The 12,332-nt window shown below is 69.7% G+C and carries 11 protein-coding genes; 7 read left to right on the top strand and 4 right to left on the bottom strand.

The features are described 5' to 3' along the window. Positions 1–58 precede the first annotated feature (58 nt). Positions 59–1,000: an aldo/keto reductase gene (locus tag ACZ5IK_RS28345; RefSeq protein WP_465490470.1), complete on the bottom strand. Its 942-nt coding sequence runs from the start codon at positions 998–1,000 to the stop codon at positions 59–61. Positions 1,001–1,069: 69 nt separating this feature from the next. Here ACZ5IK_RS28345 and ACZ5IK_RS28340 point away from each other — a divergent pair, with 69 nt between their 5' ends. Continuing rightward, positions 1,070–1,786, top strand: a complete 717-nt coding sequence (locus ACZ5IK_RS28340) for an SDR family NAD(P)-dependent oxidoreductase (RefSeq protein ID WP_465490649.1) — start codon at positions 1,070–1,072, stop codon at positions 1,784–1,786. On the opposite strand, the gene ACZ5IK_RS28335 is transcribed toward ACZ5IK_RS28340, so the two are convergent. Then, complete coding sequence (locus ACZ5IK_RS28335; RefSeq protein ID WP_465490469.1) at positions 1,703–3,082, bottom strand: amidohydrolase; 1,380 nt, start codon at positions 3,080–3,082, stop codon at positions 1,703–1,705. The genes ACZ5IK_RS28340 and ACZ5IK_RS28335 overlap by 84 nt on opposite strands. A 50-nt stretch (positions 3,083–3,132) precedes the next feature. Between ACZ5IK_RS28335 and ACZ5IK_RS28330 the strand changes: the two genes are divergently transcribed. Genes ACZ5IK_RS28330 through ACZ5IK_RS28320 form a run of 3 tightly spaced genes read left to right on the top strand, consistent with a single transcriptional unit; the run spans position 3,133 to position 6,125 of the window. Next, positions 3,133–4,236 carry a zinc-binding dehydrogenase gene (locus ACZ5IK_RS28330; protein WP_465490468.1) on the top strand — a complete coding sequence of 368 codons (1,104 nt, stop codon included), beginning with the start codon at positions 3,133–3,135 and terminating at the stop codon, positions 4,234–4,236. 9 nt (positions 4,237–4,245) lie between these two features. Further along, positions 4,246–5,205: an aldo/keto reductase gene (locus ACZ5IK_RS28325; RefSeq protein WP_465490467.1), complete on the top strand. Its 960-nt coding sequence runs from the start codon at positions 4,246–4,248 to the stop codon at positions 5,203–5,205. Continuing rightward, positions 5,202–6,125 carry an alpha/beta hydrolase gene (locus tag ACZ5IK_RS28320; RefSeq protein ID WP_465490466.1) on the top strand — a complete coding sequence of 308 codons (924 nt, stop codon included), beginning with the start codon at positions 5,202–5,204 and terminating at the stop codon, positions 6,123–6,125. The genes ACZ5IK_RS28325 and ACZ5IK_RS28320 overlap by 4 nt, the downstream gene beginning before the upstream one ends. On the opposite strand, the gene ACZ5IK_RS28315 is transcribed toward ACZ5IK_RS28320, so the two are convergent. Further along, positions 6,109–7,554, bottom strand: coding sequence for a GMC family oxidoreductase (locus ACZ5IK_RS28315; RefSeq protein ID WP_465490465.1), 1,446 nt, complete (start codon positions 7,552–7,554; stop codon positions 6,109–6,111). The genes ACZ5IK_RS28320 and ACZ5IK_RS28315 overlap by 17 nt on opposite strands. 138 nt (positions 7,555–7,692) lie before the next feature. Here ACZ5IK_RS28315 and ACZ5IK_RS28310 point away from each other — a divergent pair, with 138 nt between their 5' ends. Together ACZ5IK_RS28310 and ACZ5IK_RS28305 are read left to right on the top strand one after the other, a co-directional pair. Then, positions 7,693–9,126, top strand: a complete 1,434-nt coding sequence (locus ACZ5IK_RS28310) for an aldehyde dehydrogenase family protein (RefSeq protein WP_465490464.1) — start codon at positions 7,693–7,695, stop codon at positions 9,124–9,126. After that, the gene (locus ACZ5IK_RS28305; protein ID WP_410662194.1) at positions 9,123–9,794 is read left to right on the top strand and encodes a GntR family transcriptional regulator; all 672 of its coding nucleotides are present in this window, start codon (positions 9,123–9,125) and stop codon (positions 9,792–9,794) included. The genes ACZ5IK_RS28310 and ACZ5IK_RS28305 overlap by 4 nt, the downstream gene beginning before the upstream one ends. On the opposite strand, the gene ACZ5IK_RS28300 is transcribed toward ACZ5IK_RS28305, so the two are convergent. Further along, positions 9,791–10,684 carry a hypothetical protein gene (locus ACZ5IK_RS28300; protein ID WP_465490463.1) on the bottom strand — a complete coding sequence of 298 codons (894 nt, stop codon included), beginning with the start codon at positions 10,682–10,684 and terminating at the stop codon, positions 9,791–9,793. The genes ACZ5IK_RS28305 and ACZ5IK_RS28300 overlap by 4 nt on opposite strands. A gap of 131 nt (positions 10,685–10,815) precedes the next feature. On the opposite strand from ACZ5IK_RS28300, the gene ACZ5IK_RS28295 reads away from it, so the two are divergent. Next, entirely contained in the window at positions 10,816–12,201 is a 1,386-nt protein-coding gene (locus ACZ5IK_RS28295; protein ID WP_465490462.1) for an alpha/beta fold hydrolase, read from the top strand. The last annotated feature ends 131 nt before the right edge of the window (positions 12,202–12,332 follow it).

Below are 12,332 nucleotides of genomic sequence, written 5' to 3'. Positions count from 1 at the left end.
GGGACTTTCATTGCAGAATTTGCAATGAAAGTCCCGTTCATTACACGCGGGAGGCCGGTCAGAAGGTCCCATCGGCGGCGACCGAGCGGTCCAGCCAGAGATCTTCGAGAGCCGCCCGCACCTCCGCACCGTGCGCGGAAGCCAACTCGACAGCGCCCAAGTTGTCCTCCAGTTGCGCCAGCCGGCTCACGCCGAACAGCACGTTCGCCACCGGCTCGTAGGCGAGACAAAACGCGAGAGACAGCTGCGAAGGACTCACCCCGAACTCCCCGGCCACCTCGGCGACACGCGAGGCCGCGTCCCGGATCGACTCCCGGATCCCGCCCGGATCCGCGCCGATCTTGCGCTCCGGGGTCTTGCCGAGCAGCACGCCGCCCTCGAAGATGTCCGACGCCTGCAAGGTCAGCCGCCCGGCCTCGAAATGCGCGCCATAGAACGGACCTTCGGCCATGGAACGCCGCGCGACGCTGTACTTCAGCTGAGCGAACGAGGGTGCCGGAAGTCCTTCGCGAGAGGCGAACTCCAGCGCGCGATCGAGATCCGACGCCAGCCAGTTGTTCACGCCCCAGACGTCGAAGCGACCGACGCGGATCTGCTCCGCGACCTCGGTGACGATCCGCGGGATGTCCTGGTCCCCGAAGTAATCGCCGACCACGACGGCTTCCGCGTGGACGACGCCGATCCGGTCGAACGAGGTCGCGAGCTGTTCGGCGAATCCGGTGTTCGGGTAGTCCCAGAGCCAGAGTTTCCCGCACAGCTGGTACTCGTCGCGGCGGATCCCGGCGGCGCGGATCGCCTCGCCGAAAACGATGTCCGTGCGCGACTGTTCGGAATGCGGTCCCATGTTGTAGTGGGCCACGTCGAACAGCGTGACCCCCGCGTCGACCGCGCGCCGGATCAGGCGCACGGCGTCGTCGAAGTCCATGCGGTCCCAGGTGTTCCAGGAGCCGAGGCCCAGCGCCGAAGTGACGAAGCCCAGTCCGTTCTGTTTCTCGTGCACGAGTTTTCCTTTCGCTGGCAACGGAAACAAGTTTTAGTCTACGATTGTAGAATGAACAAGAGACTCGTAGTGGTGACCGGCGGTGCCAGTGGCATCGGCCGTGGTGTCGCCGAAGCCTTCCAGTCCGCGGGCGACCGCGTGGTCATCGCCGACGTCGACGCGCGCGCGGCCCACGACCTGGCGGATGAGCTCGGCGCGGAGCACGTCGAACTCGACATCTCCGATCCGGGATCGGTCGACGCGGCGCTGGCGCTGATCACCGGACGGTTCGGCGCGGTGGACGTCCTGGTCAACAACGCCGGTCTCGCCGGAGGCGGCGGCCCGTTGGTGGGACTGGACATCGGCGTCTTCGATCTGTGCATGCGGGTGAATTTCCGCGGCACCTTCCTGATGACCCGCGCGGTCGGCGCGCACATGCTCGAGGCGGGCATCCGCGGTTCCATCGTCAACATCACCTCCATCGGCGCCCGGCAGCCGACCCCCGGGCTAGGCCACTACGAGGCCACCAAAGCCGCTGTCGAGGCCCTTACCCGCTCGGCGGCGCTCGAACTGGCCCCGCACGGCATCCGGGTCAACGCCGTCGCGCCCGGCCCGGTGCTCACGCCGATGACCGCCGGTTTCGCCTCCGACACCGCCGCCCGCGCGGCGTGGGAAGCGAGGATCCCGTTGGGGACCATCGCTTCCGTCGCCGACGTGGTGCCGTCAGTCCTGTTCCTCGCCTCCGCCGACGCCGGCCATCTCACCGGGGTGAGCCTCCAGGTCGACGGCGGGCAACTGCTCACCTGAGTACACGACGCGGCCGCCGGACACGGTGAGTTCGACACCGACGTCCGGCAGGTCCGCGAACGCGACCTCGAGCGGATTCGCCGCCAGCACGCAGAAGTCGGCGACCCGGCCCACGGTCAGCGATCCCTTCCAGTCCGCCGCCCCGTCCTGCTCGGCGGCCGCGACCGTGTAGCAGCGCAGTAGCCGGGCCATCAGCGCAGGGTCCACATCGGACACTTCCAGCATCCGGGCGGCCGCGGCGATGTGCACCCGCCAGTCCGGGGTGACCACCGGCGCGTCACTGCTCAAGGTCAGCGGGACACCGGAGTCCAGCATCTCCGCCAGCGGCCAGGCGCGGGCACCGACCTCCGCACCGAGAGCGTCCGACAGCATTCCGCGCATCGCCACCGCGATCGCGGGCTGCGTGGTCAGGCCGACCCCTTCGGAAGCCATCCGCGCCAGCTGGTCAACCGTCACCAGGTCTCCGTGCACCAGGTGGTCGCCCCGGCGGAGCGAGCCGAGCGCGGCCTCGATGCTCCGGTCGCCCGTGGCGTGCACGGCGACCACCATTCCGGCTTCGTGGGCGAGGCGGATCATCGCGGCGAGGTTGCCCGCGCGCCCCGGGTCGTCGTCGCCGTCGACGAGCAGCACGCCGTGGGAACCGTCGGCGTAGCAGTGGTGCGTCCACGCGGACCGCATCGGCGGGATGCCGTCGGCGAAGATCTTCACACCGGGCACGGTGAGCCACAACGGATCCGCGGACGGCGACGGTGTGGCCAGCCCGCGTTCGAAGTCCGCCAGGGAGCTCGCGCCGTCGAGCAGGCCGAACAACCGCAGCGCGGTCACCCTCGCCCGCAACAACCCTTCCCCGGCGAGCGCCGCGTATTCCTCCAGCACCTCGGCGCCGAAGCAGCCCGTTTCACCGGGACCCAAACCGGGCTCGGTGTAGCTGGTGATGCCGAGTGACGCGCACAGATCACCCGCGCGGAGGATGGCGGCTCGCCGTTCGGCCGCGCTGCGCACCGTTTTCTCTTCTCCCCCGGTGAATCCCGCACCACCGATGAGCGTGTCCGGCCACCGGGCGCCCAGCCAGGTCGCGTGGAGGTGCGCGTCGTTGATACCGGGCAAAACGGTTCTGCCCGCCAGGTCGATCACCTCGGTCTCCGGACCGATGTGGTCCAGGGAGACATCGCCGAGGGCGACGATCCGGTCGTCGCGGACCGCCATCGCCGACACGACGGTGCCCGCCGGGTCGAAAGTGAGCACGGGACCGCCGCGAACCACGAGCGATGCGGGACGAATACGTTGCGACGGCATGGTTTCCTCCAGGATCTGGACTTTTTCTCCTACGACTGTAGACTAAAAAGATGGTCAACAGAACCGAAGCGGCGGTGCTCACCGAACACGGCTCCGCGCTCACCTTGCGGGAACTACCGCTGCCGGAAGAGCCGGAACCGGGCGCCGCGCTGGTCCGGATCACCTGCACCACCCTGTGCGGCACCGACGTGCACATCTGGTCCGGCCAGATGACCTTCCCCGGCATGCTCCCGATGGTGCTGGGACACGAAATGGTCGGCGAGGTGGTGGCCGTCGGACCGGGCACCACCGACACCCTCGGCCGCGAGATCACCGAGGGCGACCGCGTCGGCTGGTCCGAATCGACCTGCGGAAAGTGTTACGGCTGCACGATCCTGCGCGAACCGGTCGCCTGCGAGAAGCGCGGCTACGGCTTCCTTCAGCGTTCCGACGTCTTCCCGTACGCCACGGGCGGTCTCGTCCGGTACTGCTACGTGACCCCTGGCGCAGCCAAGCTCCTGCTCCCGGACGACGTCAAGGACACCTGGGCCTCGATGTCGGGCTGCGCGGGGAAGACCGTGCTGCGGGCCGTCTCGCGCTCGGGCGGGATCCGTCCCGGTGCGACGGTCGTCGTCCAGGGTGCCGGCGCGCTGGGCGTGTTCGCCACCGCCGTCGCCCGGATCTCCGGCGCGGGTGACGTCATCACCATCGGCGGGCCCGCCGACCGGCTGGAGACCGCCGAACGCTTCGGGGCGACGGCGACGATCCCGGTCGACGGCACCGCCGAAGAGCGCGTCGAGCGGGTCAAGGAACTCACCGGCGGCCGGGGCGCCGACCACGTCTTCGACTTCGCGGGCGGGCCCACCATCGGCGAGGAGGCCGTCGCGTTCGCCGCGCAGCGCGGGACGATCGCGATCGTCGGTTCCACCGGCCCCATGCCCTCCCCCGTGGCGCTGGGCACCGTGATGGGCAAGGAACTCACGGTCGTCGGCTCGCTCAACGGCGACATCGCCGATTACCACCGCTCGGTGGACTTCTTCCGCACCTTCGCCGATCGAATGCCCTGGGACGACCTGTTCAGCGCACCAGTCGGCCTTTCCGAAGCGTCCAAGAGCGTCGAGTCGATGTCGCGGCTCGGCGAACTCAAAGCCGTCATCGATCCCCGTCTTCCCTAGGAGACTCGAATGCCCGTCATCCCCCAGCGCCGCATCGGCCGCGACGGCCCGCTCACCGGCGTGCTCTCGCTCGGCTCCTGGCACACCTACGACCGGATGGACTTCCGCGAGGCGGTGACCCTGGTCCGCACCGCGGTCGATTCCGGGATCACGCTCTTCGACGTCGGTGTCTACGGTTTCCCGGGCGCCACCCCGGTCTACACCGACGTGCTGTTCTCCGCCATGGTCCGCGCGGCCGGGATCAAGCGCGAGGACTACCTGCTTTCGGCCAAGCTCTGGCTGGAGGGCTACCCGGAGTACAACCTTCGCGATCAGCTGGACAACGCGTTGTTCCGCGCGGGCGTCGAACACGCGGATCTGGTGGTGCTGGGCGATCTCCGGCGCGAAGACACCGATCTGCACCGGCTCGTGCTGGATCTCGAGGAACTGCGCAAGGCCGGGCTCATCGGGCAGTGGGGCGTGAACAACTGGTCCGCCGGCACGATCAAGGCCCTGCACGACTTCGCCGCACAGGAGAACGTCCCCGGCCCCGCCATCGCTCAACTGAAGTACAGCGTGGCGCGACGGTCCATTCCGGACGGTGAGCCCTTCAAGCAGGTCTTCGGTGAACTCGGGGTCACGCTCCAGTCCTCGGACATCTTCGAGGGCGGGGTGCTGCTGGGCAAGAACAGCGGCGCGCGTCAGGTCGGCCGCGATCCCGGCGACATCCGCGAGCGCATCGCGTCCTCCGCACCGGAACTCGCGAAGATCGCGGGCGACCTCGGCGTGACGGCGGCGCAGCTGTGCCTGGCCTTCACGCTCACCCACCCGGCGAACACCACCACCCTGTTCGGCGCGACCAGCACCGACCAGCTCAAGGACAACCTGGGCGCCGTCGACCTCGTCGAGCGCGTCGGCGCGAAGCAGCTGCGTGAGCTGGTCGAACCGTTCTGGGCGGACCGCGACAGCGTCGACCCGGAGGGACCGTGACGGCCTTCGACCCCGAACTCGCCGAAGCGCTCGTCGGCCTGCCGTCCGGACCGCCGCTGAGCGCCGGGTCCCTGGCGGGCATGCGGCAGGCCATGGCCGAGATGAACCCGAGTTGCGCCGAGGCGATCGGCGACCGGGATCTGGTGTGGGAAGACCGGACGGTCCCCGGCACCGACGTCGTCGTGACCGTCGTCAAACCGCGGGGTGCCCGAAACGCACCGGGGTTCTACAACATCCACGGCGGCGGCATGGTACTGGACAACCGGTTCGCCGATCTGCCCCGCATGGTCGCACTGGTCGAGGAATTCGGCTTCGTCGCGGTGACCGTGGACTATCGGCTCGCCCCCGAGCATCCGCATCCGGCGCCCATCGAGGACTGCTACGCGGGCTTGACCTGGATGGTCGAGAACGCCGCCGAACTCGGCTTCGATCCCGCGCGGCTGATCGTCGGCGGTGGCAGCGCGGGCGGTGGGCTCAGCGCCGGGATCGCTCTGCTGGCCAGGGATCGTGGCGGACCGACATTGGCGGGCCAGCTGTTGCTGTGCCCGATGATCGACAGCCGCAACGACTCCGCGTCCACAATGGAATTCGCGGAACGCGGGGTCTGGAGCCGGGAGGCCAACGAGTTCGGCTGGCGATCACTCCTGAATGGACGGACATCGCCGTACGCGGTCCCCGCGACCGCGACCGATCTCGCCGGGCTCCCGCCCGCCTTCATCGAGGTCGGCGCGGCCGAGATCTTCCGCGACGAGGACGTCGACTACGCGCGCCGTCTCTGGCGAGCGGGTGTGCCCACCGAACTGCACGTCTGGGCGGGCGCGTACCACGGTTTCGACCGGTTCGCCCCGGACAGCGAGGTGACCCGGGCCGCGCTCGCCGCCCGGGCCTCCTGGCTGCGCCGCACTATCGGCCGAGCATGAACCGAGCGGCCTGCTCGCCGATCAGCACCGCCGGCGCGTTGGTGTTGCCCGTGGTCACCCGCGGCAGCACCGACGCGTCGGCGATCCGGAGCCCGCTCAGCCCGTGGACGGCGAGTTCCGGATCGACGACGGACTCCCCGTCGGTCCCCATCCGGCAGGTCCCGACCTGGTGGTGGTAGGTGATGGCGGTCCGCCGGACGTACTCGCGGACGTCGGCGTCCGGCCCCGGGTACAGCTCGCGGGCGCCCCACTCCTCCGCCAGCGCGGCCGCCCGGCCGATCTCCCGGCACTGTTCCACCGACGCGACCAGGCTCTCGAAGTCGGCCGGGTCTTCCAGCGCGGCTAGGTCGATCAGCGGCTCGTCGAGCGGGCTCGGCCCCGAAAGCCGGAGACTGCCCCGGCTGCGCGGCGTCACCAGGCCCGCCATCAGCGAGAACCCGGTCTCCGGGCCGGTCATCCACGATTCGTACATCGGCACGCTGAAGTGGATCGGCTGGGTGTCGGGCACCGCCAGCCCGGGACGGCTGCGCCAGAACAGATGGGTCTGCGTGACCGAGCGGCCGGGCGCGGGCGGCTCGACCTCCCGTCGGTCGGTCGCGAAGATGACCGGCGACAGCAGGTGGTCGTGCAGGTTCTTCCCGACTCCCGGCAGCTCGGCGACGACGTCGATGGCGTGCACCTCCAGTTCGTCCACGGGGCCGATACCGCTGCGGAGCAGGATCGCGGGCGAGGCCAGGGCCCCGGCGGCGAGCACGACCTCGTCGGCGAAGACCTTCCGCAGTTCGCCGTCGATCTCCGCCAGCACCCCGGTCACCTTGGTGCCCTCGATCAGCAGCCGGTGCACCAGCGCTCCCGTGTGGACGGTCATCCGCTCGGCCGCGGGTTGCCCGTACGCGAGCCAGGTGTTGAGCCGCTTGCCGTCCCGCGTGGTGACACGCTGCACCGAGGCCCCGTCGAGCTCGTCGCCGTTGTAGTCCGGGTTGAACGGGAGACCGGTCTGCACCGCCGCGTCCACAATGGACTGCTGGATCGGGTGCAGCGGCTCGTTCGGCACGACGTCGAGCAGATCCTTCTCGATCCGCTCGAACACCGGGCGCACGTCGTCCCACCGCCAGCCGGGCAGCTCCCAGCCGTCGTAGTCGGCGGGGGCGCCGCGCACCCAGATCATCGCGTTGAGCGCGTGCGACCCGCCGAGCACCTTGCCGCGCGGCAGGTGCAGCCGCCGGTTCGCCGCGTGCGGCTGCGGCACCGTGTAGTAGTCCCAGTCCTCCGGGCCGTGCCACAGCTCTCCGGCCCGCGAAGGGTCGTGAATGGCCGGGTTGGTGTCCGGCCCGCCCGCTTCGAGCAGGGTGACCCACGCCCCGGAGTCGGCCAGTCTCCTGGCGACCACCGAACCGGCCGAACCCGCTCCTACCACGATGACGTCCATGTCCCCCACCCTCGCAAGTCGGGACCCGGTGCGGCGGATTCGGTTCGCTGGCCGACAATCGGCGTGCCCTGGCGGGCAAGACCGAAGAGCGCGTGGCGCCCGATACTCGATCACACACCGGTCGAGGAGGAGCTAGCCATGGCCACACGCCTGTTCATCGACGGACAGTGGACCGCCGCCGGAGGCGGATCCCTGCCGACGTACGATCCGGCCACCGGCCAGGTGATCGAGGACGTCGGCACCGCGTCGGCCGCCGACGTCGACGCCGCCGTCGGTGCCGCCCGCAAGGCGCTGGACGACCCCGCCTGGGCGGGGCTGCTGCCCGTCCAGCGAGCCGCGCTGTTGTTCAAGCTGGCGGCGCTGGTCGACGAACACCACGAGGAGCTGGCCGCGCTCGAAACGCGCGACCAGGGCCAGCCGATCGGCATCTCCCGCCAGGTCAGCGTCACCGGCTCGGCCGAGCACCTGCGATACTTCGCGGGCTGGGTGACCAAGATCCAGGGCACCACCAACCCGGTGTCCTTCCCGGACACGCTGCACTACACGCGCCGCGAGCCGGTCGGGGTCAACGCGCTGATCACGCCGTGGAACTTCCCGCTGATGATCCTGGTGTGGAAGCTGGCGCCCGCGCTGGCCACCGGCAACACCGTGGTGATCAAGCCCAGCGAGGTCACGCCGCTGACCAGCATCCGGCTGGTGGAGCTGGTGGACGAGGCCGGGTTCCCGCCGGGCGTGGTCAACCTGGTCACCGGCGACGGCGCGGTGGGCGCGCTGCTGAGCGGGCACGGCGACGTCGACCACCTGTCCTACACCGGGTCGACCGCGGTCGGGAAGCTGATCACGGCGGCGAGCGCGGAGTCGAACCTCAAACGGCTCACCCTCGAACTCGGCGGGAAGGCGCCCAGCATCATCGCGGGCGACGCCGACATCGACGCCGCCGTCGCGGGCAACCTCGCGGGCGCGACGCTGAACAGCGGGCAGGTCTGCGCCGCGTACACCCGGTTCTTCGTGGACCGCAAACGCGAGCAGGAGTTCGTCGCGAAACTGGCCGCCGGGCTCGAGGGTCTCAAGCTGGGGCCGGGCCTGGACGAATCCACCCAGCTCGGGCCGCTGGTGTCCGCGAAGCACCGCGAGCACGTGGACTTCCTCGTCTCCACCGGCCGCGAGCAGGGCGCGGAACTGGTCACCGGCGGCCAGGCCGTCGACCGCGAAGGCTACTTCTACTCGCCGACGCTCTTCGCCGGTGTCGCCGACGACATGACGATCATGCGCGAAGAGATCTTCGGGCCGGTCCTCGCCGTCACCGCCTACGACGATCAGGACGAACTGCTGGCGCGTGCGAACGACACCGAATACGGGCTCGCGGCCACCGTGTGGACCCGCGACCTCGGCGTCGCGCATCGGTTCGCCAACGGCATCCGGGCGGGCGCGGTGTTCGTCAACATGCCGCCGATCCCCGACATGGCCGCGCCGTGGGGCGGGTACAAGGCGTCGGGCTGGGGGCGTGAGATGGGTCCGTGGGCGATCGACGCGTACACGGAGATCAAATCCGTCTGGCTGCACTACTCGTGACCGCAGGCGACGCGGTGAACTCGACCGCGATGAGCAAGTCGCAGATCGCCTATCACTGGATCAAGGCGCGGATCGACGACGGCACGTTCTCCCCCGGCTACCGTCTCGTGTTCGGGCAGATCGCGCAGGAGCTCGGGGTCAGCACCGTGCCCGTGCGCGAGGCGGTCCGGCGGCTGGAGGCCGAGGGGCTGGTGACCTACGAGCACAACATCGGCGCGCAGGTCGCGATGGCCGACGAGAGCGACTACCAGCACACCATGCAGACGCTCGCGCTGGTCGAGGGCTACGCCGCCGCCTTGGCCGCGCCGTCCTTGCCCGGCAAGGCACTCGACGAGGCCAAGGGGATCAACGCGGAACTGACCGCCTGCCTCGACAACTTCGAGCCGTCGCGGTTCACCGCGCTGAACCGCGACTTCCACCGCGTCCTGTTCGGCACCTGCCCCAATCCCCAGGTGCTCGACCTGGTCAACCGCGGCTGGAACCGGCTGGCCGGGCTGCGCACCTCGACGTTCAGTTTCGTCCCCGGCCGCGCGCACGAATCCGTGCAGGAGCACCAGAACATCCTCGACCTGTTCGACCGGAGCGCACCGGCCGGGGAGATCGAACTGGCCGTGCGCGAGCACCGGCTGACCACGTTGGAGACGTTCATGGCCTGGCGGCATCCCTAAGACGGCACGGTCTCCGGCGGCGGGAACGCGTAGAAGCGCACGGAAAGCTCCTTCTCGCCCGCCGCCGGACGCCGCCGCCGGTGGCAGTACCGGTTGATCAGCTCGCGGTACTCCGCGTCCAGTTCGCGGAATTCCTCTTCGGTCAGCCGCGCCGAGGTCCGCTGAGCCGTCGACCACGGACCGAACTCGTCGCGGTGTTCGGCGGCCCAGGACAGCAGCGCGACCTCGTTCGCGTACTTCGCGTCGAGGAACGCGGTGACCCGCTCCCGGTCGGCGCCTTCGTAGTCGTCCGGCTTCGGCTCGCGCAGGTCTTGCGGGATCGCGATCCAGTTCCCCTTCCGGCCACGGCGCACGAAGCCGTTGTCCTGCAAGGTTTTCAGACAGGCTGTGACGTCGGCTCGCTCAAGGCCCGTCCTGTGCGCCACCTCGTCGGTGCCGGCGGGAAGCTCGCGGGTCACCTGCTGGTATCGCGGGTCCTCACGCATCGCGATGTCGCTCAACGTCACCGATCGTCGCGGCATCGCCTCGCTCAGGAGCCGTCGCGCGGCGAGGGCCAGCACCACGGCGACCGGGATCTCGACGAAGACGGCGAGAGCGACACTGGCCCACCGCTCGTCCGACGTCCAGCCGAGCATGATGTCGAACCACGCGTCACAGCACAGCATCGCCGCCGTCGCCGAAAGCAGCGGGACGGCCGCCCGGCGGCGGCGCAAACCCAGCCAGGCCCCGGCGGCGAAGCAGAGCAAGAGGGCGACGTCGAATCCGACCCAGGCCGCGCGCCACTGGCCGGTGTCGTACCGGTCGGGCAGCGTGTGGGCGAGGTAGACGGTCCAGGGCACGAGGCAGACCGCCGTGCCGGCGAGGAGGGCCAGCAGCATCCGTCGGATCATGATCATGAGGTTAGGGGCGGGAGTCTTCGGGGGCATCCGGGCTTTTCCCGGGTCCGGTCTCAGGGTCGCCCGACCGGACCAACTTGGCGGAAACGCCGACTTCTTCGCTCGGGCCTGGTCAGAATCGGTCCATGCGATCGAAAACGCTCGTCCTCGCCGCGATCGTCGCACTGTCGGCCGGGCTCGCCGGACCGGCCACCGCCTCGGCCTCCGGGCCGCGGCTGGAGGATTCCCGGGCCTGCCCGCACGACGCGCGATTCACCTGTTCGACGTTGACCGTGCCGCTCGACCATCGCGGCCGCACGCCCGGCACACTGAAACTCCAGGTCGCCACCGCGAACAACACGAACGCGCCCAAGGGGGTGCTGCTGTTCCTCACCGGCGGCCCCGGGCAACCGGGCGTGCCCTTCAGCACGAGGGTGTCCGACCGGATGCCGGAGGTGTTCAAGGACCACCGGCTGGTGATGATCGACCAGCGCGGCACCGGCGCGAACGCCATCGACTGCCCGGAACTACAGGCCCAGGTCGGCAGTTCCGACATCGAACCGCCGACCCGAGGGGCCGTCGAAGGCTGTGCCGCCGTACTCGGCGACAAGGCCCGGTTCTACGGCAGCGACTCGACGATCGCCGACCTCGATCTGCTCCGCCGGGCCCTGGGCGCGCGGAAAATGGTGGTGGACGGCGTCTCCTACGGTTCGCTGACCGCGGCGCGGTACGCCGTCGCGCATCCGCGCAACGTTGCGAAGGTGATCCTCGATTCGGTACTCCCCCACCACGCGACGGTCGAACAGTCGCTGTACCTCCAAGGGCTGAAGACGACCGCGAGGGTGCTGCGCAGCGCGTGCGCCAAGCCGCCCGCGTGCGGATCCGATCCGGCCGAGGACCTCGCTTGGCTCGTCCGGAACCGGGACACCGCGGCCGGTGTCGCGCTGTTCGACATGATCGTCACCTACGAATTCGTCGACCCGAGCTATCGGGACCCTTCGGTGATGGGGGCCGACCTGATCACCGCGCTGCGCACCGCGCGTGGTGGCGACACCGCGAAACTCGACTCGTTGCTGCGGAACCTCGCTTCCGGCGGCGACCCGCTCGCATCCTTCAGCTCGGGACTGCACGCGGCGACGCTGTGTGCCGACATGCGGTTCCCCTGGGGCGACGCCGGAACGCCGGGCTTCGTCCGGGAGCCGCTGCTGAAACTGGCCGAGAAACGCTTGAGCGCGCGGGAAACATGGCCGTTCAGCCCGGCCGTCGCGACCGGGCAGGGGTTCATCCGGACCTGCCTGCCTTGGCCTGTCGAGCCGCCGAGCTCGAACCCGGGCGGGCGACTCCCGGACGTCCCGGTGCTGCTGCTCAACGGCGACCACGACCTGTCCACGCCGATGGAGTGGGCGTACGAGGAGGCGAAGGTCGCGCCGCGCGGGAAGGTCGTGATCGTCGAGGGAGCGGCGCATTCGATCCAGAACCGCGAGCCGGGTGACGCGGGGCGGAAGGCCGTGGCGGAGTTCCTCGCCGGGTAAGCCGTGCTCGGTCTCGTGAGTGGTAAGGACGGTTCTAACCGTCTGTCTGAGTTCAGGACATCGTGAACAGTCGATGTTTCAGGACATCGTGAACACTGACCGGCCTGTCGGCGTGGTGACCAGGGTGTTCG

The organism is Amycolatopsis sp. NPDC031561 (assembly GCF_055580625.1).
Note: the sequence above shows the minus strand (reverse complement) of the source record. Positions and strands in the feature narration are given on the sequence as shown.

What these genes read in the sequence shown, in the direction of transcription:
- ACZ5IK_RS28295 (WP_465490462.1), top strand. Translation starts at nt 10,816, where the DNA reads ATGCGATCGAAAACGCTCGTCCTCGCCGCGATCGTCGCACTGTCGGCC.
- ACZ5IK_RS28335 (WP_465490469.1), bottom strand. Translation starts at nt 3,082, where the DNA reads ATGCCGTCGCAACGTATTCGTCCCGCATCGCTCGTGGTTCGCGGCGGT.
- ACZ5IK_RS28330 (WP_465490468.1), top strand. Translation starts at nt 3,133, where the DNA reads ATGGTCAACAGAACCGAAGCGGCGGTGCTCACCGAACACGGCTCCGCG.
- ACZ5IK_RS28325 (WP_465490467.1), top strand. Translation starts at nt 4,246, where the DNA reads ATGCCCGTCATCCCCCAGCGCCGCATCGGCCGCGACGGCCCGCTCACC.
- ACZ5IK_RS28315 (WP_465490465.1), bottom strand. Translation starts at nt 7,554, where the DNA reads ATGGACGTCATCGTGGTAGGAGCGGGTTCGGCCGGTTCGGTGGTCGCC.
- ACZ5IK_RS28310 (WP_465490464.1), top strand. Translation starts at nt 7,693, where the DNA reads ATGGCCACACGCCTGTTCATCGACGGACAGTGGACCGCCGCCGGAGGC.
- ACZ5IK_RS28300 (WP_465490463.1), bottom strand. Translation starts at nt 10,684, where the DNA reads ATGATCCGACGGATGCTGCTGGCCCTCCTCGCCGGCACGGCGGTCTGC.